Origin of the sequence: Actinoplanes sichuanensis, assembly GCF_033097365.1 — a bacterium.
In the GTDB taxonomy this organism is placed as follows: Bacteria; Actinomycetota; Actinomycetes; order Mycobacteriales; family Micromonosporaceae; genus Actinoplanes; species Actinoplanes sichuanensis.
Map to the genome: position 1 here is coordinate 9446809 of NZ_AP028461.1, position 23006 is coordinate 9469814.

The 23006-nt window shown below is 67.5% G+C and carries 22 protein-coding genes and 1 tRNA gene; 6 read left to right on the forward strand and 17 right to left on the reverse strand.

Annotated elements, in window-relative coordinates; translation table 11 throughout:
* Position 1: 1 nt before the first annotated feature.
* The 5 genes from Q0Z83_RS43460 to Q0Z83_RS43480 form a co-directional block, all read right to left on the reverse strand.
* Positions 2 to 1507, reverse strand: a complete 1506-nt coding sequence (locus Q0Z83_RS43460; RefSeq protein WP_317789312.1) for a peptidoglycan D,D-transpeptidase FtsI family protein — start codon at positions 1505 to 1507, stop codon at positions 2 to 4.
* Positions 1504 to 2958, reverse strand: coding sequence for an FtsW/RodA/SpoVE family cell cycle protein (locus tag Q0Z83_RS43465; RefSeq protein WP_378078449.1), 1455 nt, complete (start codon positions 2956 to 2958; stop codon positions 1504 to 1506). The genes Q0Z83_RS43460 and Q0Z83_RS43465 overlap by 4 nt, the downstream gene beginning before the upstream one ends.
* Before the next feature lie 75 nt (positions 2959 to 3033).
* On the reverse strand, positions 3034 to 4395 hold the full coding sequence (locus Q0Z83_RS43470) for a PP2C family protein-serine/threonine phosphatase (RefSeq protein ID WP_317789315.1): 1362 nt from the start codon (positions 4393 to 4395) through the stop codon (positions 3034 to 3036).
* Positions 4392 to 4874 (reverse strand): FHA domain-containing protein FhaB/FipA, encoded by a 483-nt coding sequence (locus tag Q0Z83_RS43475; protein ID WP_093620755.1) that lies wholly within the window; start codon positions 4872 to 4874, stop codon positions 4392 to 4394. Before Q0Z83_RS43475 ends, Q0Z83_RS43470 begins: the two co-directional genes overlap by 4 nt.
* 5 nt (positions 4875 to 4879) lie before the next feature.
* Positions 4880 to 5665 carry an FhaA domain-containing protein gene (locus Q0Z83_RS43480; protein WP_093620829.1) on the reverse strand — a complete coding sequence of 262 codons (786 nt, stop codon included), beginning with the start codon at positions 5663 to 5665 and terminating at the stop codon, positions 4880 to 4882.
* Positions 5666 to 5897: 232 nt separating this feature from the next.
* On the opposite strand from Q0Z83_RS43480, the gene Q0Z83_RS43485 reads away from it, so the two are divergent.
* From Q0Z83_RS43485 to Q0Z83_RS43495, 3 genes are all read left to right on the forward strand, one after another.
* Positions 5898 to 5980, forward strand: a tRNA-Leu gene (locus Q0Z83_RS43485).
* Between the two features lie 476 nt (positions 5981 to 6456).
* The gene (locus tag Q0Z83_RS43490; RefSeq protein ID WP_317797292.1) at positions 6457 to 7260 is read left to right on the forward strand and encodes a WecB/TagA/CpsF family glycosyltransferase; all 804 of its coding nucleotides are present in this window, start codon (positions 6457 to 6459) and stop codon (positions 7258 to 7260) included.
* Between the two features lie 175 nt (positions 7261 to 7435).
* The gene (locus Q0Z83_RS43495) at positions 7436 to 8056 is read left to right on the forward strand and encodes a hypothetical protein (protein ID WP_317789317.1); all 621 of its coding nucleotides are present in this window, start codon (positions 7436 to 7438) and stop codon (positions 8054 to 8056) included.
* A 137-nt stretch (positions 8057 to 8193) separates the two neighbouring features.
* Here the strand turns inward: Q0Z83_RS43495 and Q0Z83_RS43500 are convergent, their stop codons facing one another.
* The 3 genes from Q0Z83_RS43500 to Q0Z83_RS43510 form a co-directional block, all read right to left on the reverse strand.
* A complete protein-coding gene (locus Q0Z83_RS43500) occupies positions 8194 to 8634 on the reverse strand; it encodes a hypothetical protein (RefSeq protein WP_317789318.1) in 441 nt (146 codons plus the stop codon).
* 220 nt (positions 8635 to 8854) lie between these two features.
* Positions 8855 to 9073 carry a DUF397 domain-containing protein gene (locus tag Q0Z83_RS43505; RefSeq protein ID WP_378078467.1) on the reverse strand — a complete coding sequence of 73 codons (219 nt, stop codon included), beginning with the start codon at positions 9071 to 9073 and terminating at the stop codon, positions 8855 to 8857.
* Entirely contained in the window at positions 9043 to 9924 is an 882-nt protein-coding gene (locus Q0Z83_RS43510) for a helix-turn-helix domain-containing protein (RefSeq protein ID WP_317789320.1), read from the reverse strand. Before Q0Z83_RS43510 ends, Q0Z83_RS43505 begins: the two co-directional genes overlap by 31 nt.
* 380 nt (positions 9925 to 10304) lie before the next feature.
* Here Q0Z83_RS43510 and Q0Z83_RS43515 point away from each other — a divergent pair, with 380 nt between their 5' ends.
* Entirely contained in the window at positions 10305 to 10610 is a 306-nt protein-coding gene (locus Q0Z83_RS43515; RefSeq protein WP_378078448.1) for a hypothetical protein, read from the forward strand.
* Here the strand turns inward: Q0Z83_RS43515 and Q0Z83_RS43520 are convergent.
* Positions 10607 to 11257 (reverse strand): PASTA domain-containing protein, encoded by a 651-nt coding sequence (locus Q0Z83_RS43520; RefSeq protein WP_317789322.1) that lies wholly within the window; start codon positions 11255 to 11257, stop codon positions 10607 to 10609. The two genes, Q0Z83_RS43515 and Q0Z83_RS43520, sit on opposite strands and share 4 nt — an antisense overlap.
* A 134-nt stretch (positions 11258 to 11391) precedes the next feature.
* On the opposite strand from Q0Z83_RS43520, the gene Q0Z83_RS43525 reads away from it, so the two are divergent.
* The gene (locus Q0Z83_RS43525; RefSeq protein ID WP_317789324.1) at positions 11392 to 12657 is read left to right on the forward strand and encodes a Hansenula MRAKII killer toxin-resistant protein 1; all 1266 of its coding nucleotides are present in this window, start codon (positions 11392 to 11394) and stop codon (positions 12655 to 12657) included.
* A 23-nt stretch (positions 12658 to 12680) separates the two neighbouring features.
* Here Q0Z83_RS43525 and Q0Z83_RS43530 read toward each other — a convergent pair whose 3' ends face one another.
* Positions 12681 to 14153, reverse strand: coding sequence for a glutamate-cysteine ligase family protein (locus Q0Z83_RS43530; RefSeq protein ID WP_317789325.1), 1473 nt, complete (start codon positions 14151 to 14153; stop codon positions 12681 to 12683).
* 157 nt (positions 14154 to 14310) lie between these two features.
* Positions 14311 to 14889 carry a YceI family protein gene (locus Q0Z83_RS43535; protein ID WP_317789326.1) on the reverse strand — a complete coding sequence of 193 codons (579 nt, stop codon included), beginning with the start codon at positions 14887 to 14889 and terminating at the stop codon, positions 14311 to 14313.
* Positions 14890 to 14989: 100 nt separating this feature from the next.
* Between Q0Z83_RS43535 and Q0Z83_RS43540 the strand changes: the two genes are divergently transcribed.
* Positions 14990 to 15475, forward strand: a complete 486-nt coding sequence (locus Q0Z83_RS43540; RefSeq protein ID WP_317789327.1) for a MarR family winged helix-turn-helix transcriptional regulator — start codon at positions 14990 to 14992, stop codon at positions 15473 to 15475.
* A gap of 7 nt (positions 15476 to 15482) precedes the next feature.
* Here the strand turns inward: Q0Z83_RS43540 and Q0Z83_RS43545 are convergent, their stop codons facing one another.
* From Q0Z83_RS43545 to Q0Z83_RS43570, 6 genes are all read right to left on the reverse strand, one after another.
* On the reverse strand, positions 15483 to 16640 hold the full coding sequence (locus Q0Z83_RS43545; RefSeq protein ID WP_317789328.1) for an acyl-CoA dehydrogenase family protein: 1158 nt from the start codon (positions 16638 to 16640) through the stop codon (positions 15483 to 15485).
* Between the two features lie 12 nt (positions 16641 to 16652).
* Positions 16653 to 18176: an acyl-CoA carboxylase subunit beta gene (locus Q0Z83_RS43550; RefSeq protein ID WP_317789330.1), complete on the reverse strand. Its 1524-nt coding sequence runs from the start codon at positions 18174 to 18176 to the stop codon at positions 16653 to 16655.
* 226 nt (positions 18177 to 18402) lie between these two features.
* Positions 18403 to 19419: a hypothetical protein gene (locus Q0Z83_RS43555; RefSeq protein WP_317789331.1), complete on the reverse strand. Its 1017-nt coding sequence runs from the start codon at positions 19417 to 19419 to the stop codon at positions 18403 to 18405.
* Between the two features lie 693 nt (positions 19420 to 20112).
* Entirely contained in the window at positions 20113 to 20994 is an 882-nt protein-coding gene (locus tag Q0Z83_RS43560) for a hydroxymethylglutaryl-CoA lyase (protein ID WP_317789332.1), read from the reverse strand.
* A complete protein-coding gene (locus Q0Z83_RS43565; RefSeq protein ID WP_317789333.1) occupies positions 20991 to 22319 on the reverse strand; it encodes an acetyl-CoA carboxylase biotin carboxylase subunit in 1329 nt (442 codons plus the stop codon). Before Q0Z83_RS43565 ends, Q0Z83_RS43560 begins: the two co-directional genes overlap by 4 nt.
* A 75-nt stretch (positions 22320 to 22394) precedes the next feature.
* Entirely contained in the window at positions 22395 to 23000 is a 606-nt protein-coding gene (locus Q0Z83_RS43570) for a TetR/AcrR family transcriptional regulator (RefSeq protein ID WP_317789334.1), read from the reverse strand.
* Positions 23001 to 23006: the final 6 nt, after the last annotated feature.

Below are 23006 nucleotides of genomic sequence, written 5' to 3' on the forward strand. Positions count from 1 at the left end.
GTCAGTCCCCTCCCCGGCCCGCGGCGGCCTTCATGATGAGCCCGGCGATCCGGGCTGCCTCGGCACTGGCGTGACCGCCGGGCACGTTCTCCAGCATGACGCACACCGCGGACACCGCCTTACCGTCCTCGTCGTACGCGAAGCCGATGAACCACCCGTGCGGGTCCGCGCCTTCGGCGTTCTGCGCGGTACCGGTCTTGCCTCCGACGGTGAAGCCACTGATCCTGGCGTTCTTGCCGGTGCCGTTCTCGACGACGCTGATCATCATCTCTTTGAGACCCTCGGCGACGCCGGCGCTGGTGGGTTCGCGGAGGGTCTTCGGCTTGGCCGTGTAGATCGTCCGGCGGTCCGAGTCGAGCTGCTGTTGCACCAGGTAGGGCTGCATCTGCTTGCCGCTGTTGGCCACCGTGGCGGCCATCAGCGCGCCCTGCAGCGGGGTCATCCGGACGTCACGCTGACCGAGCGACGACTGGGCGAGCGCGGACTTGTCGACGCTGCCGTCCTCGTTGGCGATGGCACCGGTCCGGCTGGCCGCCACCGGCATGCCCTTGTCAGCGGTCTCCGGCTCGCCGATGTGGAGCGCCTCGTCCTCGAAGCCCCACTCCTTGGCTGTGTTGATTACCACATCACGGCCGAGCTTCACGCCGAGCTTCGAGAAGCCGGTGTTACAGCTCGTGGTCAGCGCGTCCTTGAGAGTGATCTCACTGCCGGGGCACACCTCGTCCTCGGAGTTGCGGATCGTGGCGCCGCCCTCCTGGTAGACGCTGCCCGCCGGGATCTGGGTGTCGAGGGTGTAGTTGTTCTCCAGCGCGGCCGCCGAGATGATCACCTTGAAGACCGAGCCGGGTGGCAGGGTGTTCGCCACCGCCCGGTTCAGCATCGGCTGGTCCTTGTCGGCGTTGAGCTTCTTATACGCCTCGAACGCGACCTTGTCGTCGTGGCTGGCCAGCGGGTTCGGGTCGTAACTCGGCATCGAGACCATCGCCTGGATCGCGCCCGTGTTCGGGTCGATCGCGACCGCCGCGCCCTTCGTCACGTCCCGCTGGTTGTTGGTCATCTGCTTCCAGGCGACCTCCTGCGCGCGCGGGATCAACGACAGCACGATGTTGCCGCCACCGGTCTTGTCACCGGTGAACATGTCGCTGAGCCGGTCCGCGAAGAGCTTGTCGCTGGAGCCGGAGAGGATGTCGTTCTCGAATTCCTCGACGCCGACCGCGGCCATGTTGACCGCCTTGTAGCCGAGCACCGGCGCGTAGATCTCCTTCTTCGGGTAGATCCGCTGGTACTTGAGCTCACCGTCGGTCTCGGTGTTCTGGGCCAGGGTCTCGCCGCCGGCCGCCTGGATCACGCCGCGGGGCCGTTCGTACTCGGCGATCTGGACGCGCTTGTTGCGGGCATCGTTGCGGTACTCGTCGGCCTTGTACGCCTGAACCCAGTTCAGCTTGCCGAAGATCAGCGCGAACAGGACGAGGATGACGACACCGGCACGTCGGAGAGGTGCGTTCACGGCTTGATCACCTCCGTCATCGCGCCGTGCAGTTGGGTGGGGGCCTTCTTCGGTCCGCTGGCTCGTTCCGCCGGCGTGTTCGCCGGTCGGCGTGCCGCGTCGGAGATCCGTAGCAGCATGGCGATCAGCAACCAGTTCGCCATCAGCGAGGAGCCACCTGCGGAGAGGAACGGGGTGGTCTGGCCGGTCAGCGGGATCAGGCCGGTGATGCCGCCGAGGATCACGAAGACCTGGAGGCCGAGAGTGAAGGCGAGACCACCGGCGACCAGCTTGCCGAACGAGTCACGCACCGCCAGTGCCGCGTGCAGGCCGCGCTCCACGATCAACAGGTAGATGATCAGCAGGGCGGCCAGGCCGAACAGGCCGATCTCCTCACCGAGGCCGGCGAAGATGAAGTCGGTACGGACCTCGGGCACCTTGAACGGCGAGCCGGCTCCCGGCCCGGTGCCGAACAGACCACCGGTGCCCAGGCCCAGCAGACCCTGGACCAGCTGGTAACTGTTCCCGCTCTCCCGCTCGTAGTTCTTCTGGGAGAACGGGTCGAGCCAGATCTCGGCCCGGTCGTAGAAGTTCGCGAACGGACCGCCCACCACGTCACCGAGCAGATAGGCGACGTAGACGCCGCCGAAGAACAGGACCAGGCCGATGATCAGCCAACTGGATCGTTCGGTGGCGACGTAGAGGGTGACGACGAAAAGGCCGAAGTAGAGCAGTGCGGTGCCGAGGTCCTTCTCGAAGACCAACACCAGGAGGCTGAACAGCCACACCGTCAGAACCGGGCCGAGGTCGCGGCCACGCGGGAAGTCGACGCCGAGCACCCGGTGGCTGGCCAGTGACAGAACCTCACGCTTACGGACCAGGTAGTAGGCGAAGAACGACACCAGAGCCAGCTTGGCGAACTCGCCCGGCTGGATCGAGACCGAACCGATGCGAATCCACAGCTTCGCGCCGTTCACCTCGGAGATGCTGGCGGGCAGGACCGCCGGAATCATCATCAGCACGATGCCGACAAGACCCAGGGTGTACGCGTACCGGGACACCACCCGGTGGTCGCGCAGCAGCAGGAGCAGCACCGCCGCCAGGATCAGCGACAGCAGCGTCCAGGCCAACTGGCGGCCACTGGTCTCGGCGAAGAATCCCGGGATGGCCCGCTCGTTGGCGATCGCATTCTCGAGGTCGAGACGGCGTAGGAACGCCACACCGATGCCGTTGATCAGTGCCACCGACGGAAGCAGTACCGGGTCGGCGAACGGCGCGGTGAACCGCACCACCATGTGCAGGCCGAAGAAGAGGATGCCGATCAGTCCGGCCGGCACCCAGAAGTTCGGCCGGATCTCGTCGAACTGGTTGGCCTCCACCGTCGCACCGAACGCGGCGACGAGCAGCATGGCGAACACCAGCAGTCCGAGTTCGGCGTTGCGGCGTGTCTTCAATCCCCGGATACGCGACATCTCGCCCGTGGAAGCGGGCGGTGCAGCCGGTACGGCGGACGCGGTCAAGAATCTTCCCCAGACTGTAGGCCGTGCTCAGTCGACGGTCCGGCACCCGACCGGATCGACCGCCGGCGGAGCACTTTCGGAAGCAGCCGGAGCGGAGGCGGACCCGCTCGGTTTCGGCGCCAAACTCGGCGAAGCCGCGGTCGATGGCGTCGTACCGGCGACGGTGCAGATCGGCTTGAGGTTCGAGTTCGACGGCTCGTCGCTGGTCAGGTCGGCCAGGATGGTCCGGGCGTCGGTCTGATTCTTGGCGTGGATGCCGTCCTTGACCCGCACCTGGGCCGCCGTCGTCAGGTCGTCCAGGCGCACGTTGCTGGTCTCGCTCACCGTCGACAGGTCGAGACCGGCGATCTGGCCGGGCACACCCTGGAAGATGGCGAGCTGACCCTGCTCGCTCGCACCCACGTAGTACTGGTTCTGGGTGTACCGCCAGCCGACCCAGAGGCCGCCGCCGAGCACCGCGATCAGAGCCAGCACCATCAGCGTCGTCCGGACCGGGTGTCCAGCCGGCTCCGCGTCACGCTCGTAGCCACCGGACGGCTCGGGCTGGGCCGGGCGGGGCGGGGGCTTGAGCGCGGCGGCCCGCGCCGCCGAGGTGGAACTGTCCGCGACCGTGGTGTTACCCCGGTCGAGTGACGCGGCGCCACCGACGATCGGCGCCTGCTCCATGATGTCGGCATCGGTGGCGTCGGCGATGATGACCGTGATGTTGTCCGGCCCACCGCCGCGCAGCGCCAACTGCACCAGCCGCTCGACGCAGGCCTTCGGGTCGGCGAGCTCGCGCATGGTCTGCCCGATGGTCTCGCCGCTGACCACGCCGGAGAGCCCGTCGCTGCAGATCAGGTAGCGGTCGCCCTTGAGCACCTGGCGAACCGAGTACTCCGGGTCGATGTCGCGGCCGTCCAGCGCACGGGTGAGCAGCGAGCGTTGCGGATGGCTGCTCGCCTCCTCCGGACTGACCCGGCCCTCGTCGACCAGCATCTGGACGTACGTGTCGTCCTTGGTGATCTGCGCGAACTCACCCTTGCGCAGAAGGTAGGCCCGGGAGTCGCCGATGTGCACCATCCCGAACTTGCTGCCGGAGAAGAGGACCGCGGTGAGCGTGGTCCCCATCCCCTCCAGCTGAGGGTTGGCGTCGACGGTGTCCCGGAGCTGCTGATTGGCTGTCCCGACGGCGTGCCGCAGGGCATCGACCATGGCGTCCCCGGGGACGTCGTCGTCGAGATGGGCCATCGCAGCGATGACGATGTTGGACGCGACGTCACCAGCGGCCATACCGCCCATGCCGTCCGCGACAGCGAGAAGTCGCGGCCCGGCGTAGACGGAGTCCTGGTTCAGGTCTCGGATCAGACCGCGGTCGCTCTGAGCGGCATAGCGCAGGGTCAGGGTCATGGCCGTAACTCGAGGGAAGTGCGCCCGATCCGGATCGGAACGCCAAGGGGGACTGGAGTGGGTCCGGAGACCTTACCGCGATCAAGGTAGGTGCCGTTGGTCGAGCCGAGGTCCTCGACGAACCACTGGCCCTCGCGAGGCACCAGGCGGGCGTGCCGGGCCGACGCGAAGTCATCGGTGATGACCAGCGTCGAATCCTCGGCCCGCCCGATCGTGATCGGGGCTTCACCGAGAGTGATCCTCGTGCCGGCCAGGTTGCCGGCAGTCACGACCAGTTGCCGCGCTGCCTTACCGCGTTTCACCTTCGCCGGCCGGCCCTGCAGCACCGCGCCACCCACCCCCCGAGGGCTGGCGACGATGCTCTTGGTCCGGCCGCCCGCGAAGAGATCCCGCCGGATCACCCCGACAACCGTGAACACGAAGATCCACAGAAGGATGAGAAATCCGAACCGGGCGACGGTGAGGACGAATTCGGGCAAGGTCGCTAGCCGTCCACTCGGAAGGTGAGCGTCGTGGTCCCGAGCTGGATCATGTCGCCCGGGTTCAGCGCGACGGCGGACACTCGCTGACCGTTGACCATGGTGCCGTTGGTCGAGCCCAGATCGGTCAACACGACCTGGTTGCCGTCGTAGTCCAGCCGGGCGTGCCGGCGCGAGATGCCGACGTCGGGCAGACGCAGGTTCGCCTGATCGCCACGACCGATCACCGTCGAACCCATCTGCAGCGGGTAGGTCCGCCCGTCACCGGAGACCAGACCCACACTGCGCGGCCCGCCGTGGTGATGCTGCTGGTAGCCACCACCCTGCTGGTCGTAGGGCGAGTACTGCGGGCCGGCGTCATACGCGGGCTGCTGCACCGGGGCGACCTCGCCACCCGTGTACACCTCCGCGGTGACACGGAACATGCCCGTGTCCAGGCCGTCGCCCCGCTCGATCTCGACGATCACATCGCCATACACCGTCCAGGCCTGCTCGCCGATGAACTCGGCCTGGGACTGCGCCAACTCCTGCGCCAGCGCGGCGGCATACGGCGCCAGCCGACTGTGGTCGTAGGGCGACAGATCGATCACGTAACGGTTGGGCACGAGAGTGCGACCACCGGCCAGGATGGCCTTGTGCGCCTCGGCCTCCCGCTGCATGGCATTCAGAATCTCCACAGGGTGCACGACACCCTTGAAGACCTTGGCGAAGGCCCCTTCGACCAGGCCTTCCAATCGCTTCTCAAAGCGCTGCAGCACGCTCACCGGCTCCTCCTCGGGTTCCGAGGACATGATGGTATCCGGCGACCGCTTGCGCATCTGTAGCCCAAGAGCAGCCGGCACTTCTGACCCTCGTATGGCGCCCTGGAACGCCGTGCTAGTGTTTCCTCCGTTGCCAGGGCGATATCAACTCGCTAGGTGACGTGCGACAGCGTAGTCTGTCGCAGCGAGTAACAAGAAGCAGGCCCAACCGGCCGGCTTCAGCCGAAAAGGTCAGATGTATGATCTTGGAGGCAAGTCACATGGGGATGTGGCGGAATGGCAGACGCGCACGGTTCAGGTCCGTGTGTCCGAAAGGACGTGGGGGTTCAACTCCCCCCATCCCCACGAGTGCGAATTGGGCGACCCTGTCCGCGGAAAGCGCGGACCGTGGTCGCCCTCGTCTTTTCTGCTCCGGGGGCCGAGCCCCCGGAGACCCCGCATCACGGTGGGCGCGGCGGGTGGGTTGGTCGCGGTTCGGGCGGTGGGCGCGGCAGGTTGTCTGGTCGCGGTTCGGGCGGTGGGCGCGGCAGGTTGTCTGGTCGCGGTTCGGGCGGTGGGCGCGGCAGGTTGTCTGGTCGCGGTTCGGGCGGTGGGCGCGGCAGGTTGTCTGGTCGCGGTTCGGGCGGTGGGCGCGGCGGGTGGGCTGGTCGCGGTTACCTCTGCGCGCCGTTGCTGTTAACCACGTTAGGGGTACGGCTACGTGTCCCGGGTTCGGGCATGAGGCTTCGTCGCCTTTCGGGTGAAGGTGATGGGAGCGCTATGCTCCCGGCTTTATTCGGTCTTCAGGGTGGGGTGCGGTCGTGACGGCGACTGGTGCTGGTGTGGAGCAGGGCAAGCGCAACGTTCTCGGTGTGCTTGTGGATGCGACTGACTACGCGACTGCTACGGCTCGGATCATCGAGGCCGCACGGGAGCAGCGGCCGTTCGCGGTCACCGCTCTGGCCGTGCACGGTGTGATGACCGGTGTCGAGGATCCGGCACACAATGCCCGGCTCAACTCCTTCGATCTCGTTACCCCGGATGGGCAGCCGGTTCGGTGGGCGCTGAATCTGTTGCACGGGGCCGGCCTCACCGATCGGGTGTACGGGCCGACCCTGACCCTGAAGGTGGTCGAGCAGGCCGCCGCCGAAGGTCTGCCGGTTTATCTGTATGGCTCCACTGAGCCGACTCTCGAACGGCTGGTGCCCGCCCTACAGGGGATGTTCCCGGCTCTGAAGATCGCCGGCGTGGAGGCCTCGAAATTCCGGAAGTCGCAGCCCGGTGAGCCGGAGGCGATCGCCGAGCGGATCAAGGCCTCCGGTGCCCGGGTGGTCCTGGTCGGGCTCGGGTGCCCTCGGCAGGAGGTCTTCACCTACGCCATGCGGCCGCTACTGGACATGCCGCTGCTGGCCGTGGGTGCGGCGTTCGACTATCACGCCGGCCTGCTCAAGAACCCGCCGGCGTGGATGCAGAAGTACGCGCTGGAGTGGCTGTGGCGTCTCGGCCTGGAGCCCAAGCGGCTGTGGAAGCGGTACATCCTGCTGAACCCGGCCTACCTGAGCCGGCTCGGCGCGCAGAAGCTCGGCCTGTGGAAGGCGACCCCACCGGCCCCGGCGACCGTGCCGGTGGCCGAGTTCGCCGTCTGAGCTTTCGGATCTTCTTTCCGACAGCGTGTCACAGATCACTTACTGACCGACCATATTTGTCCACATAGTCCGCGACATCCTCTACGGACTGCGATTCTCCGTGCACACAAGGTGATACCGCACCCGTAGGGGTCACGCGTCCGGGCATATCCCGGTTTCGCAACCGTCACAAACGGTGAACGCTGTCGATGTGAACACCGCTGTGGACGTCATCCTGATCGGCACCCTCGCCGCGGTCTGGCTCGCAGCCGGGCTATTGGCGGACGGCATGCCCACCTCCGGCAACGCGCGCCAGATGCGGCGCCGGGCCGGGTTGCTCTCCGCGCTGGTCGGCGCGGGCGTCGCGGTGTTCGCCGCGGTGCCACTGGTCTCCGGCCTGGTGCCGGGCGTCTCGGCGGCGCCGACGGCCGCGCTGCTTCCGGCCGTTCCGGCCCTGCTCGTGCTGACCGCGACCGTGCGCCGCCTCGGTCTGGTCCGGCGCGGAGCGGGCGCGTTCTCCACCGCGCCACGCACGCCGGTGCCGCCGGCTCTCCGAGCCGCCGCCGCGCATCCGCTGCTGGCCGCGCCGCTTCAGGTCACCGGCCTGGCCGCGCTGGTCGGTCTGCCGATCGCCGCCGGCCTGGTGGCGCTGCCCGGTGGCCAGGCCACCGCGACAGCCGGCATCACCGCGATCGCGATCGTGCTGGCGGTGGCCGTGATCGGCATCCGCGCCGCGCTCCGGCACAGCCGCCTGGCCCCGCTGGCGATGGCACCCCTGAGGCGAGACCGAGACCGCACCCCGGTCGGCGCCCGCTGACCGGCACCTCGATCGGCACCCCCGATCGGCACCCGCTGACTGACACCCTGGCCGGTACCCCGGTCGGCGCTGCTGACCGCCTCGCAACAGCCGGTCGACTTCGAGCCGACCGCGGAGAGCGGGCGTAGGCCGTACCCCTAGTGCTTTTTTGCCTCTTGAACGTAAAGAAGCTCCAGAATGGAGCGCGCCGCCTCGAACCAGCGGTCCAGCCACTCGGACGGCGGCAGGGTGCCGCGGGCGGGCAGTTCCAGCAGGAGGCCACGTAGCAGCGGGTGGTCGGCCATCGACTGGCTCGACGAGTCGGCCCAGCCGGCCGCGAAGACCGGGTCGCTCAGGCCCTGGAGGTCGAGGGCCGGAAGTTTCGAGGCGCGGTCCAGCGAGCCGGACGGCTCGATGCCGGTGTGCGTCCGGCCGGGAGACCGGGTCGGCAGGCCCGCGGCGGTACGCGACATCAGATCGCTGTCGTTGTCGGACCCGAGCGCCTCACGCCGGCCCTGCCGGTATGCGCTCACCCCGCCGCTGAATCTGTCCTGCGCCGTCGACGAACCGTTGCTGAGGTTGTCGGAACCAATCGTCATCTGTCTGCCTTGCCTATGTTCGGGCCGGCTATCAGCGCTGTCCCAGAGGTTCTGAGACGGCGCTGAGAACCAGCCGGTGATGTGTCCCGGCCCACAGCGCGGTCCGGTCCGCGCTCGGACACTTCAACGAGGCGAGTCGCACTCAGCGACGGCAGAATCGGGCAAATAGCAACGGCCGGCCCGTGCGATCCGCTCGCCGGGCCGGCCGTCGCCGACGTTCTCAGAGGTCGAACTCGCCGTCCTTGGCGCCGCCCACGAAGGCGTCCCACTCGGCCGTCGTGAAGATCAGCGCAGGTCCGGACGGGTTCTTCGAGTCCCGCACCGCGATCGCTTCACCGACGAATGCGACCTCGACACAGTTGTCGCAGTTGGGGCCGCTTCGCGTGCTCTTGAACCACCGTGCGTGGTTCAGATCGACTCGGAGGCCCTTCGCCTCGATTTCCACAATGGCTCCTCTACCAGCACTTTGATCATCTCGCTGGACGACTCCGGATCGAGGGCGGCGGCCCGGATGGTGTCGAACACCTCCCGGTACTTACGGAGCTCGTCGTCCTTCTCCAGGAAGAGCCCGCCGGCCGCATTTTCCGCGAACACCAGGTCGGGGTCACCGTCCGAGGGGAAGTCGAGGATCGCGAACGCGCCGTCCATCGCGGCGTGTGCGCCGACAGCGAACGGCAGGATCTGGAGAGTCACGTTCGGCAGACGGGTCACCTCGAGCAGGTGTTGGAACTGCTCACGCATGACCTCATCACCACCGACCGGACGACTCACCACCGCTTCATCGAGCACCACCCAAAGATCGATTGGATCGTCCTGAATCAACAACGACTGGCGTTGCATGCGGACGCGGACACGTTGCGCGATTCTCTGGTCGGTGTCATCCCATCGGGCGGATCCAATGAGAGCGAGCGCATAGTCCTCCGTCTGCAATAGACCCGGAATTACTTGCTGCTCGTACGTCCTAATTGATCTAGCTTCGGCCTCGAAGCCCACATAAGTGCTGTTCAGGACGGTTGAATAGGGATGCCACCAGCCTCGCTGACGGGCATCACGAGCAATTCCGACGAGACCTTCCGCAATGTCCGTATTCACACCATAAAAGGCCAACATGTCGCTTACATCGGCCGTCGTGGCGCTGGTATGTCCGGTTTCGATGCGGGATATCTTGGATGGCGAACAGCCGAGCCGTTCGGCCACCACGTCGATGGTCACGCCGGCCGCCTCACGCAGTCTGCGCAGTTCCACACCGAGGCGGCGTCGACGAAGGGTGGGACTGCGGCGTCGATTCACCCGCCCAGTCTTCCGACCCGTTCATGATCGTTCAAGCACAGTGGATGATCACGGAGAATCACGGAAGCGTGACATGCAACTTGCATCGACAGGACTGGTGGTGCAATCTTTCCGTATGGCTAGCGTCACTTAATGTTCTTGAGGGATGCGGTCAAAATCGACAAAAGGCACTATACGACGTCCATCACGGGGCGCCGAGCCATTGGCAGTCCGCTGTGGACTTCTGCCCCGACACGGGTGGGGCTGTTCGGCGATAGTGACGTTCCGCAACCTCCTTCGATGGTCAAATCCGTCGAAGACTTGCAAACGTGCATCAGACAGGCAAACTGATGCACTTGTCACCATCCACATCCCACACGAGTCTCAGGGCAGGAGATGACGTGGTTCTACCTCGGTCCGGTGATGTCATCCACGTGACGAAGGCGGCAAGCGTCCAGTTCGCATCACCGATGTTGTTCCGGGTCATCCGGGTGCACGACTGGCCGACCTACGAGGGCTGGGTCTGGCTGGACGGCTACGAACTCAACTCGGCCGGTGACGCGGTCGAGCGCCGATCCATCTTCGTACAGGTCAACGGGCTTCGCCCGGTAGGAAAGGCCCCTGATCCCAGGGCACGTAACGGCCGTCAACCGGCCACTCGCCCGGGAGTCCTCCCCGGGCGGACGATCCGCACTCCGAATCGCTAACGGGTAGCGCCGTTCGAGGGCGTGGTAGTCACGGGCGCCGGCGACGTCGGCGTGCCCGCCCTCGCCGACGCGACGATCAGGGTCACCCGGGTGTCGGACGGCACCTGCTGCCCTTCCGCGGGGTCACAGTCGATCACCGTGTCCGGTTCGGCGTCACTCTCCCGGCGGAGGATCCGCCAACCCAGACCGGACCGCTCCAGTGCCGCCTGCGCGTCGGCAAGAGGCATGCCACGCAGAGCCGGCACGTTCACCTCCGGATCGGCCGCGTCCGTCGTCGGCACTGTGGTTGCCGTCGTCGCCACGGCCGGTGTGGTCGCGCCGGCACCCGTCTCGGCGGGCAACTGCGCGGCCGTCGGCGTGTCCCCGGGTGTCTCGGTGTCGTCGCCGGAATTCTGCACGATCACCATGATCCCGAAGCCGAGCAGCGCGAGCAGAACCAACGAGACGCTGCCGACCGCGATCGGAGTCCACCAATGCCCGGACGGCTCGGTCTGTCCCGGGTCGGCCCAGTCGCCCTCCTGGTCGTACCGATCCCGTGGCACCGCACCGTACGGCCGCACGCCGGCCCGCCCGGTCCACACATCACGGTCACCATCGCCTGAATCAGGACGATCGGCCGTCGGGTCCGGATCGTGCTCTTCGGGCATCGCCGGGTTCCTTCCGCTCCGTACATCCGCGCTCATCGCAGCGTCAAGGTACCGAATCTTGCTCGGTCAGGACGGTTTCCACCAGCGGAAAGCGTATTTCCCAGACATCGGCGAGGAGCAGTACAGTGCGCGGCATGGCCGAGAAGGGCTGGACAACACAAGCCGCCACCGCGGCCGGGATCGCAGCCGGCGCCGGGGCCGCACAACTGGGTCTCGGGTATGGGCTGGGCGTGATCGCCTGGCCGGTCAGCGCGACCGAAGCGGACAGCGTCTGGCTGGGCAGTCTCGGCTGGGCCACCTGGATCACGGCGAGCGCGACAGTGCTCGGCGCGGTGATCGCCGGGCGGCTGCGGGCCGAGCGTTCGGATCGTTGGCGTGGGCTGTGGCGATTCGCTCTGGCAACCGCCTCCGCACTCGGCGCGCTGGTGATCGTCGCGCTGGTCGCGCTCCCGGCTCGGAACGCGGTCCGCGAGGGCGCGCTGTCACCACAGGCGGTGGCCGCCGGTTACGCGACGGCCGGTCTACTGGCCGGGCTGGTGGTGGCGTTCTGGGCGGTCTCGTCCGGACCGGTCGCGGCCAACCTGATCGGGACGGCGCTGTGGCTGTGGGCGTTGGCGATCGCCGGAGTGGTGGCCGAGTTGGTCACCGGTCGCGACTTCGCCACCTATCTGACCAGCTGGCAGTTCGCCGAGTCGGTCAGCCCTGTGCAGTATGGCGGGATCTACTGGCCGAGCGCTCTGCTGACACTGTTCGCGGCCTTCGGCATCGGCCTGGTCGCGGCGATTCCGGCGGTCTGGCGGGGTGAGCTCGGCCTCGGTACGGCGATCTCCGGCGCGGTCGGTCCACTGCTGGTGGCGTTCTCGTTCCTCATGCTCGCTCCACTTTTGACCGAGGCGATGGGTCCGATCGAGTCGGCGTACCTGATCGCGCCCTATGCCGTTCTGGCCGGGCTCGGTGGCTCGGCTCTGACTGTCGGAATAGCGAAGGGTCGTCGCAACCGCCTCGAACGGCGCGAGCAGCCCGCCCTGCCGTCCGGCCCGCCGAACTCGGCCGCCGAGCCGAAGGACCGGATCGCCGGACGCGCGATGCCGGCACAGCGGGCCTCCGTCCCGCCGAAGCCCGCCGCACCCCCGGTCCCGCCGAAACCGACCGCATCCGCCGCGCCGAAGCCGACCGCACCCCCTATCGCGAAGCCCGGCGCATCCGGCACCCCGAAGCCCGGCACCTCGCCGAAGCCGGCAACGTCCGCCGTCGTCGATCCGGAGATCGCCGCTGCCGCACGGCCCACCGGGCGGGCGCCGGCGAAGCGCAAGAACGGCAACGGCGAGTCACCACGCCCCACGATCACGCCCCCACCAGCAAACCCCACCGTCGCCAAGATCAATCCAGACAAGTCGTAGGGCCCGCCCGAATCTCAACGGATTCAGAGGGGCCACATGTGGACCGGGTCGTTGGTGCGCTGGTGGTCCAGGTAGCGCTGGGTCATCTCGCGCAGGGCGGCCGCCCGGGTCAAGCCACGATCCTCGGCGGCGCGGACGGCTGCGGCCTGCCAACTTGCGCCGTTACGGCCGGTGCGGCAGCGGCCCTCGATGATGCCGAGCAACCGGTCGCGCTGGGTCGGGCATACGCCGAGCAGATCCAGGCCCGCGTGCGCCTGCGGCAGCAGAACCTCGCGGACCAGCGTGGTGACCGGCACCTCGCCGACACCGGGCCAGGTCAGGCAGGCCGAGATGCCGTCGCGGGCGCCGGCCCGGAAGTTCGCCTCGGCGGCGGCGAAACCGAGACTGGACCAGATCGGCGGGTCGTCCGAGGCGAGCTTGCGCACCAGTCCGAAGTAGAGCGCCGCGTTCGCGACCACGTCGGCAGCGGTCGGGCCGGACGGCAGCACCCGGTTCTCCACTCGCAGGTGGGGTCGTTCCGCGGACACGTCATAAACCGGACGATTCCAGCGGTAGACCGTGCCGTTGTGCAGGCGTAGCTCGTACAGCTGCGGGATTTTTCCGGAATCGCGGACCGCGACCGGATCCTCAGCGTTGAGCTCCGGAAGCAGGGGTGGAAAATATCGGAGATTCTCCTCGTAGAGGTCGAGGATCGAATCGATCCAGCGATCACCGAACCAGACCCGCGGCCGTACGCCCTGCGCGCTGAACTCGTCCGGCCGGGCGTCGGTGGCCTGCTCGAAGAACGGGATCCGGGTCTCCGCCCAGAGCTGCCGCCCGTAGAGGAACGGCGAGTTGGCGCCGAGCGCGAGCTGCACTCCGGCGATCGCCTGCGAGGCGTTCCAATGGCGCGCGAAGTCGTCCGGCGCGACCTGGATGTGAAACTGCGCGCTGGTGCAGGACGCTTCGGGCGCGATGGTGTCGCTGCTGGTGACGAGTCGCTCGACACCGCGGATGTCGATGTGGAATTCGTCACCCCGAGCGCCGGCGATCTCGGCGTCCAGGGCCCGGAAGCGCTCGTTGTCGGACAGGTTCGCCAGGACCACATGATCCTGGGTGAGCGTGGGCAGCATTCCGACCAGCACGAGACGGCACTCACCCTTGCCGGCGCATTCCGCGGCACCTCGCAAAGCGTCCAGAATGTCCTGTTCGAAGTCGGCCAACCCATCCCCGGACAATCCGCGGGGCGGAACGTTGAGCTCCAGGTTGAAGCGGCCCAGTTCGGGCTGGAACCGCGGGTCGCCCAGGTCGGCGAGGATCTCGGCATTGCGCATGGCCGGGGCGGCGTCCGCGTCGACCAGGTTGATCTCGATCTCCAGACCGGCGGTCGGCGCTCCGGCCTGGAACGGCACGGTGTCCAGCATGCCGGTGAGCACGTCCAGGCAGCGGCGCACCTTCCGACGGAAGGCGACCCGGTCATGCGGCGAGAAGACGGCGGTCACCAGATCCTTGCCCATGATCCCTCCCGGGGACGGCTGAGGATGAACCGGACGTCGATCACCGCTCTGTGAACGAACGCATGCGTTCGGTTAGCCTGCCATCTTGCGCGATGGACCGCCAGAGATTCGAAAAGCGCCGCCCGGACCCCGGGCGGCGCTCATCGAATGTGGAGTGTCAGGCGGCCGGCTGCTGCAGGACGGCCTCGCCCTCGATCTCGATCTTGACCTTCTTGCTGACCATGAAGCCACCGGTCTCCAGGGCGACGTTCCAGGACAGGCCCCAGTCGTCACGGTCGATCTCGGTGTGCGCGCTGAAACCGAAGACATGCTGACCGTACGGGCTGGTGGTGGCGCCCTCGAACTCGACGACCAGCTCGACCGGCCGGGTGACGTCCTTGATGGTGAGCTCGCCGTCGAGCACGAACTCGGCACCGGCGTGCGACTTCACGCCCGTGCTGCGGAACTCCATGGTCGGGTACTTCTCGACCTCGAAGAAGTCACCGGTGCGCAGGTGGTTGTCCCGGTCGACCTGGCCGGTCTCGACGCTCGCCGTCTTGATCGAGGCGGTGACCGAGGAGTCGAGCGGGTTCTCGCCGACCACGATGGTGGCGGTGGCCTCGGCGAACTGGCCGCGAACCTTGCTGACCATGAGGTGCTTGACCACGAACCCGACCCGCTTGTGCGCCGCGTCCAGGTCGTAGGTGCCGGCGGCGGGGATCTGCAGGCCTTCGAACTCACGGGTGCTGACGGTCATGACACTGCCTTCTCTCGAAGCTCGTGGGGATGCTTGTCTGACGGAGCAACTATATGCTCAGCAATATTCCTCCTGTCAAGTGCCTGGTAGAGTTCGCATCGTGAACAAGGACCTGGACGATCCACGCCTCACCGCAGTCGGACTGCTCGCCGAGGCGTACACCGGATTGATGAACCGGCTTGCCGCGCAGTTCGAGGAGCACCGCCTCTCCCAGGTGGAGTTCGAGGTGCTGATGCGGCTCGCCCGGTCCCCCGGCAACCACCTGCGGATGACCGATCTGGCCGGTCAGACCACGCTCTCCACCAGCGGAGTCACCCGAGTCGTCGATCGGATGGAACGCACCGGACTGGTCCGGCGGGAGGCCTGCCCGAGTGACCGGCGCAGCTCCTACGCGGTGATCACCGATGTCGGCATGCAGCGTCTCGCCGACGTCCTGCCGGGGCACCTCGAGCTCGTCCAGAGGTGGTATGTCGGTTTGCTTCCGGAGGCGAAGCTCACAGAGCTACTCGACTCGCTGCGCACGATCCGCGACGCGGTGAACCCGTGCGCGACAGCGGGCAGCGCGGAGACCGCACTGCCCGCTTGAAAATCGCCTACAGCCCGAGGCCTCGGGCGATGAGCATGCGCTGCACCTCGGACGTGCCCTCGCCCACCTCGAGGATCTTCGCGTCCCGGTAAAAACGGCCGACCGCGGACTCGTTCATGAAGCCGTACCCACCGTGCACCTGGGTGGCCCACCGGCTGTTCTCCATGGCCGCGTTGCTGGCGTTCAACTTGGCGATCGCCGCGTACCGCTTGAAGTCGTCGCCGGCCAGCATCCGGGCCGCCGCGTCGTAATAGCCGAGCCGGGCCGTGTGGGCGCGCAGATCCATGTCCGCGATGAGGAACTTCACCGCCTGGTAGTCGCTGATCGCGTGACCGAAAGCGGTCCGGTTCTTGGCGTAGGTCACCGACTCGTCGACGCAGCCCTGGGCCAGGCCCACCGACAGCGCCGCGATCGCGATCCGACCCTCGTCGAGGATCCGCAGGAACTGGGCGTACCCCCGGCCGCGCTCGCCGAGCAGGTTGGCCGCCGGCACCCGGACGTCGTCGAAGGACAACTCGTGGGTGTCCGACGCGCACCAGCCGACCTTCGAATACCCCGGGGCGACCGTGAAACCGGGTGTTCCCGAGGGCACGATGATCGTCGAAAGTTCCTTGCTGCCGTCCGGGTTCGTCCCGGTCACCGCCATGACGTTGACCAGGCAGGTGATGTCGGTACCGGAGTTCGTGATGAACGCCTTCGTCCCGTTGATCACCCATTCGCCGGTGCTCTCGTCGAGCACAGCCCGGGTCAGCGTGCCGGACGCGTCCGAACCGGCGCCCGGCTCGGTCAGCCCGAACGCCGCCAACGCCTCCCCGCTGGTCAGCCTGGGCAGCCACTGTTTGCGCTGCTCATCGGTGCCGAAACGGTAGATCGGCATGGCACCGAGCGAAACCGCCGCCTCCAGAGTGATGGCGACCGAACTGTCCACCCTGGCCAGTTCCTCCAGAGCCAGGCAGAGCGCGAAGTAGTCACCGCCCATCCCGCCGTGCTCCTCGGGGAACGGCAGGCCGAACAGGCCCATGCTCCCCATCTGGCGAATGACCTCGTACGGGAAGGTCTTCTTCTCGTAGTGGTCGGCGATGACCGGTGCGACCTGCTCACGTGCGAACTGACGCACGCTGTCGCGCAACTCCTCGTACTCCTTGTCGAGCCGGAAGTCGACCATCTCAGCCTCTCTCTACACAGGATTGACGCCGTGCCGGCGCCGTGAGAACGAGCGGTCCCGGCCCTGCGCGGCGGAGAACCGTCGCACCAACTCGGCCCGCAGGTCGCCCGGCTCCACCACGGCGTCCACCACGAGCTCGCTGGCCAGGCGCATGATGTCGATGTCGCGCTCATACTCGGCGCGGCGCTCGGCGACGAATGTGGCCCGTTCCTCCGGGTCCTCGATCGCCGCGATCTTCTTGGCATAAACGGCGTTCACCGCCGCCTCGGCGCCCATCACCGCGATCTTGGCGGTGGGCAGGGCGATCGTCGCGTCCGGGTCGAAACCGGGACCGGCCATCGCGTAGAGACCGGCACCGTACGCCTTGCGGACCACCACACAGATCTTCGGCACCGTGGCCTCGGAGATCGCGGTGATCATTTTGGCGCCGTGCCGGATGATGCCCTGTTTCTCCACCGCGGTGCCGACCATGAACCCCGGCACGTCGGTGAGGAACAGCAGTGGGACGTTGAAGGCGTCACAGAGCTGCACGAAACGGCTCGCCTTGTCGGCCGAGTCGACGAACAGCACACCGCCCTTGAACATCGAGTTGTTGCCGATCACGCCGACCACCTCGCCGTCGAGGCGGGCGAACCCCACGGTCAGTTCACGGGCCCAGAGCGCCCAGATCTCGAAATACGAGTTCTCGTCGACCAGGCCTTTCACGTACCTCCGCATGTCGAAGGCCTGACGCTCGGAAACCGGGACCAGACCGGCGAGGTCGACTTTGGCGGGGTTTGCGGCGGTGGCCGCCGGAGGCTTGCCGGTCCAGTTGGACGGGAGGTAGGACAGGTATGTCCGAACCACGTCGAGCGCCTCGCGCTCGGTCTTGCAGAGGAAGTGGCCGACGCCGGACTCGGTGCAATGCACCCGCGCGCCACCCATCGCCTCGAGCGTGGTCTTCTCACCGGTGACCATCTCGACCATCCGGTCGGACCCCAGATACATACTGGCGTTGCCCTCGACCATGGCGACGACGTCGCAGAAGGCCGGAATGTACGCCCCACCGGCGGCCGACGGCCCGAACAGCGCACAGACCTGCGGTATCGAGCCGGACGCCTTGACCTGGGTGTGGAAGATCTTGCCGGCGCCACGACGGCCCGGGAACAGATCGACCTGGTCGGTGATCCGCGCGCCGGCCGAATCGACCAGGTAGACCATCGGGACGCCGGTCTGGTAGGCGCGCTCGATGATCCGGATGATCTTCTCGACGGTACGGGCGCCCCAGGAGCCCGCCTTGACCGTCGAATCGTTCGCCATCACGCACACGTCGCGGCCGTCGATCCGAGCCGCTCCGGTGATCACACCATCCGCGGGCAGTCCGTCGGCCAGACTGTTGGCGAAGAGTCCGTCCTCGACGAAGGACCCCTCGTCGACCAGCAGCGAGATCCGCTCCCGGGCGAAGAGTTTGCCCTTGTCGGCGTTGGCGGCGTGATAGCGCTCCGCACCGCCCGCCAGCACCCGCTTGCGCGCTCCGGCCAGCGCCTCCCCGTCCATGCCTGCCTCCGCATCCGTAGCCGACGATGTCGACTTAACGAGCGTTAGGTTATCTCACCCAGTGGACGGCGGGCAATGCCGAACGGGAGCCCCCGTGGCTCGGGGGCTCCCGTTCGTCTTCACTGCTACCGGCGCTGTGGAGTGGCGCCGGCGGTCATCGGCCCCGAGCGGAGCCGATGCGGGTCACGCCCGGGACCGGCGCGACCCGGCCTATCGCCGCGCTGACTCAGCGCAGGCCGAACAGGTCGAAGGCGCCCAGGCCACCCAGGTCGTTCAGGCCACCGAGGTCGCCCAGGCCGTCGAGACCGTCCAGGTCGCCCAGGCCGTCCAGGTCACCGGGGAAGCCGATCGAGGAGAACCGCTCGACGGTCTTGGAAGTACGGCCGCCGTTGTCGTAGCCGGCAGTGTCGACGTCCGCGTCGGCCACCGGCTCCTCGGCGTCGACGACGTCCTGCGTGTCGTTGTAGCCCTGGGCGCCACGGACGTCGCCCTTGTCGTTGTAACCCTGGGCTCCGCGGACGTCGCCCTGGATGTTCTTGTGCCGCTTGGGGATCCGGTGGCCGTAACCCTGGCCACGGACGTCGGCCGGGTAGCCGTAGGCCACGTTGCCGGTGGGGCAGACGCAGTCACTGCCACCGAGGATGTAGGACGGGGCGGTGTAGACCGGAACGACCGGCTCGACGTACTGCACCGCCTGGGTGTAGACGATGTCAGCACCGCCGCCACAGGAACCGTAGGCGCCGGCGTATCCGAACGCGCCGAGCGAGCTGCCGCACGGGTCGACCGGCGCGACGTACTGGGCGGCGTCGTAGCCCGCGTAGTCGACCTGGTCGTAGCCGTAGTCGACGCTGTCGACGACCCCGTAGTCGGCGACCCCGCCACCACACGAGCTGGCGGCCACGTAGGCCGAGCAGCTCGAGAAGTTGTCGGCCCGCACGAACTGCTGGACCGGAACCTCGACCGCCTGCACGGCCTGGACCGCCTGCACGGCCTGGCCGGAGTACCCGAAGCCGCCACCACCACACGTGCCGTAGGAGCTGGCCGCACCGAGCAGGGCGAACGAGTTGCCGCAGGAGCTGGTCGGCATCGCGAACGAGGCGCCGTCGAGGGTGCTGAAGCTGTTGAAGCTGCCGAGGCTGATCCGGCTGACGCTGCCGAAGAGTCCACCGAATCCGCCGAGGATGCCGGACTCGGTGACGCTCTCCGTCCGGTGGGTCTGGTTGACCTCGGCGGCCTGCGCCATGGCGGTCGGCGCGAGCAGCAGGGCACCCGCGGCCAGGACGCCGACACTTAGAGCCTTACGAACCCAAGTCTTCTTCATCAGAAAAGGGAAGCCTTTCACAAATGGTCAGCATTGGTTTTGCGTATTCAGTTGACTGCTCTGCTTTTGGGCACAGTGATGCCCGGGGCGGTGATGAACTGCGATCAGAGCTCGGGCGCTCGTACGATTCGCCGCCTGTACGCAAACGGTTCAGGAATCGCGTGGCCCGGCGAAGGGGGGAACTACGCCACCGGCTCGAGGTTCATCCGCTCGGAGGCGATCACTGGATCCGCGACGGACCCCGGCGGCTGGACGGCCGCTTCGAGGAGCCCGTCGACCGTGCGTTCACACCCGGCAAAGGTCGCGGTCGACCCACCGACAACGGGTACACGCAGGCGCCACCGTGATCCGGTGCGTCCGGCGCGGCGCTCCGGCCGCCGCTCCGCCCCCTGGCTGTGGGACGGCATGAGCGGGGAGCCGCCGTGGGGATTCGCTGCGGACCGGCGAGCCGTGCGCTCGACGCGCTCAGCCTGCCAGTCCGTCATGCTCTGCCCCTCGTCGTCAATAGGTGACCGTTCCAGCGGGTATTGGTCACTCGGTATTGGTAACGACGAGGTAGAGCCGGAAGTCACGCCGGCAAATCGGGAAAATGGCTATAGAAAATCGCGCGCGGAATCACACCAGACGGGTTCGCGGGCCGGCCCGCAGAACACCTGACGGCAACGGGCGGCCGACCAGGCGTTCTGCGAGGGCGGCCGCGTCGAGCAGAGCGTCCAGGTCGATTCCGGTGTCGATGCCCATGTCGTGCAGCATGTGGACGACCTCCTCGGTGGCCACGTTGCCGGAGGCACCCGGAGCGTACGGGCAGCCACCGAGCCCGCCCACGCTCGCGTCGAACTCGGTCACCCCCAGGTCCAGGGCGGTCAGGATGTTCGCGAGTCCCGTACCCCTGGTGTTGTGGAAGTGGAGCAGGTCGGGCCGCACCGCGGTGAGAAGATCACGGACCCGCTGCGGGGTGCCCATGCCCGTGGTGTCGCCGAAGGCGATGCGGTCCGCGCCGTCGGCGCGGACTCGGGCCACGATGCCGGCCACCCGGTCCGGGCCGATGTCGCCCTCGAAGGGACAGCCGAAGCTGGTCGCGACGATCACCTCGAGCGTCGCGCCCGCCTCGTGCACCAGCGGGATCAGCTGGGTGATGTCGTCGAGTGACTCGGCCGTTGACCGATTCAGATTGCGCCGGTTGTGGGTGTCGCTGGCCGACACCACCACCTCGATCTCCCGGAAACCGGCGGCCAGCGCACGCTGCGCACCACGGGTGTTCGGGATCAACGCCGAGTAGCGGACGTCCGGGTTCCGCCAGGCCTTCGCCCAGACCTCGTCGGCGTCGGCCATCTGCGGGATCGCCTTCGGATGGACGAACGACACCGCCTCGATCCGGCCCACACCGGTCCGGCTCAGTGCATCCAGCAGCTGAATCTTCGCCTCGGCCGGAACCGGATCCTCGTTCTGCAGACCGTCGCGGGGGCCGACCTCACGGATCGAGACCGTGGTCGTCATCGCATCCTCCCGACGATGCCGGTGTCGTAGTCGCCGGAGAGGAACTCGGGGTTCTCCAACAGCTCGGCGAAGAAAGGCAGGTTGTTCTTGGGTCCGGCGATCTCGAAGCCGGCCACCGCGGCCCGCGCCTTGGTGATCGCGTCGTCCCGGTCGCTACCGAAAACGATCAGCTTTGCCATCAGCGAGTCATAGTTCTGGCTGACCGTGTTACCGCCGGTGTAGCCGGAGTCGACGCGGGTCCCGTCGCCCTCCGGCTCGACCCACGTGGTGATCTTGCCGGGGCCGGGGAAGAAGCGTTTCGGGTCTTCGGCGTTGACGCGAAGCTCGATCGCGTGGCCGGTCTGCCCGCCGTCCAGGGTGACCGCTTCGCCCGACGCGATCCGCAGCTGCATCTCGACCAGGTCGATGCCGTGGATCAGCTCGGTGATCGGGTGCTCGACCTGGAGGCGCGTATTCATCTCCAGGAAGAAGAACTCGCCCGTCGCCGGGTCGAGCAGACACTCCACTGTGCCCGCATTGCGATAGTTGACCGCTTCGCCGGCTTTGACAGCCGCAGCCTTCATCCGCTCACGCAGCTCGGGACTCACCGCCGGAGACGGGGCCTCCTCGACCAGCTTCTGATTACGGCGCTGCACCGAACACTCCCGCTCGGAAAGGGCGATCACCCGGCCGTCGGCCAGACCGAGGATCTGCACCTCCACGTGCCGCACCCGAGGAAAGTAGCGCTCGATCAGCACGTCACCGCTGCCGAACATCCGCTCGGCGAACGTGCGGACCTTCTCGTACTCCTTGATCAGCTGCTCGTCGGTCTCGGCGACGGCCATACCCATCCCGCCGCCACCCGCCGCGGCCTTCACCATCACCGGGAAGCCGATCGCCTCGGCCGCCTGCCGGGCGGCCTCGACGCTGCCGGCCGGATCCGGCGATCCGGGCGCGACCGGCACGCCGGCGGCGGCCATCAGATTCCGAGCATTGATCTTGTCGCCCATCGCGGTGATCGCATCGGCGGCGGGTCCGACCCACACCAGGCCATTTGCTTCGACGGTACGGGCGAAGTCGGCATTTTCACTCAGGAAGCCATAACCGGGGTGCACTGCTTGGGCACCCGTCGACTTGGCGGCGGCGAGAATCGCCTCGGTGTTGCGGTAGCTCTGGGCCGGATTTGCCGGGCCGATGCAGACCGCCTCGTCCGCTTCCAGGACGAACGGCAGGTCGACATCCACATCGGAGTGGACGGCGATGGTGCGGACGCCGAGACGTTTGGCGGTACGGATGATCCGCCGGGCGATCTCGCCGCGGTTGGCGATGAGCAGGGACTCGATCATGAGCGCTCTCTCCGTGGGGCCGGACTGCCTTGTGGGCTCGTACCCCATTGTTCAGTTATGGCGGGATTTTGGGGCTTACTGGCCGATCAGGGCGTGGATGGTGGCATCTCGCAACAGGGCGGCGCGGCGCACCCGGTCGACCTCACCACCCAGGAAAGGCGTCGAGTTCATCAAACCGAACGCGGCGTGGGCGAGCACCCGGGCCTCCGGGGCGGGCAGCTCGGGCCGCACCCGGGACAGCACCGCCACCCACTCCTCGACGTAGAGCCGCTGAAGTCGTCGGATCTGCCGGCGTGGATCCTCCGGCAGCCGGTCCAGCTCGTGCAGGTGCAACGCGATCACCGCCGGGTTGGCCAGCGCGAAGTCGACGTGGAAGTCGATCAGGTCGGCCAGCGCCGCCTTCGCGTCCTCCGGATGGCGGGCGACCCGCTCCTGGCCACCCGCCAGCAGGCCCTCGCTGACCGGGATCAGCGCCGCGACCAGCATCGCCTCCTTGCCGGCGAAGTGGTGATAGAGCGCTGGACCGGTGACGCCGGCGGCCGAGCCGATGTCGTCCATCGACACACCGTGATAGCCGCGGGACGCGAACAGCCCCACGGCGATTTCCAGAATCTCGTCGCGGCGTGACCGCCGCCTCGGCGCCGGCGGGGTGGTCCGGTGCCGCTGATCTACCGTCGTCACCTCGCA

Coding starts and splice junctions, on each gene's coding strand:
- Q0Z83_RS43465 (WP_378078449.1), bottom strand. CDS start 2,958: ATGTCGCGTATCCGGGGATTGAAGACACGCCGCAACGCCGAACTCGGA.
- Q0Z83_RS43470 (WP_317789315.1), bottom strand. CDS start 4,395: ATGACCCTGACCCTGCGCTATGCCGCTCAGAGCGACCGCGGTCTGATC.
- Q0Z83_RS43480 (WP_093620829.1), bottom strand. CDS start 5,665: ATGTCCTCGGAACCCGAGGAGGAGCCGGTGAGCGTGCTGCAGCGCTTT.
- Q0Z83_RS43500 (WP_317789318.1), bottom strand. CDS start 8,634: ATGACGATTGGTTCCGACAACCTCAGCAACGGTTCGTCGACGGCGCAG.
- Q0Z83_RS43520 (WP_317789322.1), bottom strand. CDS start 11,257: ATGCCCGAAGAGCACGATCCGGACCCGACGGCCGATCGTCCTGATTCA.
- Q0Z83_RS43525 (WP_317789324.1), top strand. CDS start 11,392: ATGGCCGAGAAGGGCTGGACAACACAAGCCGCCACCGCGGCCGGGATC.
- Q0Z83_RS43530 (WP_317789325.1), bottom strand. CDS start 14,153: ATGGGCAAGGATCTGGTGACCGCCGTCTTCTCGCCGCATGACCGGGTC.
- Q0Z83_RS43535 (WP_317789326.1), bottom strand. CDS start 14,889: ATGACCGTCAGCACCCGTGAGTTCGAAGGCCTGCAGATCCCCGCCGCC.
- Q0Z83_RS43545 (WP_317789328.1), bottom strand. CDS start 16,640: ATGGTCGACTTCCGGCTCGACAAGGAGTACGAGGAGTTGCGCGACAGC.
- Q0Z83_RS43550 (WP_317789330.1), bottom strand. CDS start 18,176: ATGGACGGGGAGGCGCTGGCCGGAGCGCGCAAGCGGGTGCTGGCGGGC.
- Q0Z83_RS43555 (WP_317789331.1), bottom strand. CDS start 19,419: ATGGCGCAGGCCGCCGAGGTCAACCAGACCCACCGGACGGAGAGCGTC.
- Q0Z83_RS43560 (WP_317789332.1), bottom strand. CDS start 20,994: ATGACGACCACGGTCTCGATCCGTGAGGTCGGCCCCCGCGACGGTCTG.
- Q0Z83_RS43565 (WP_317789333.1), bottom strand. CDS start 22,319: ATGATCGAGTCCCTGCTCATCGCCAACCGCGGCGAGATCGCCCGGCGG.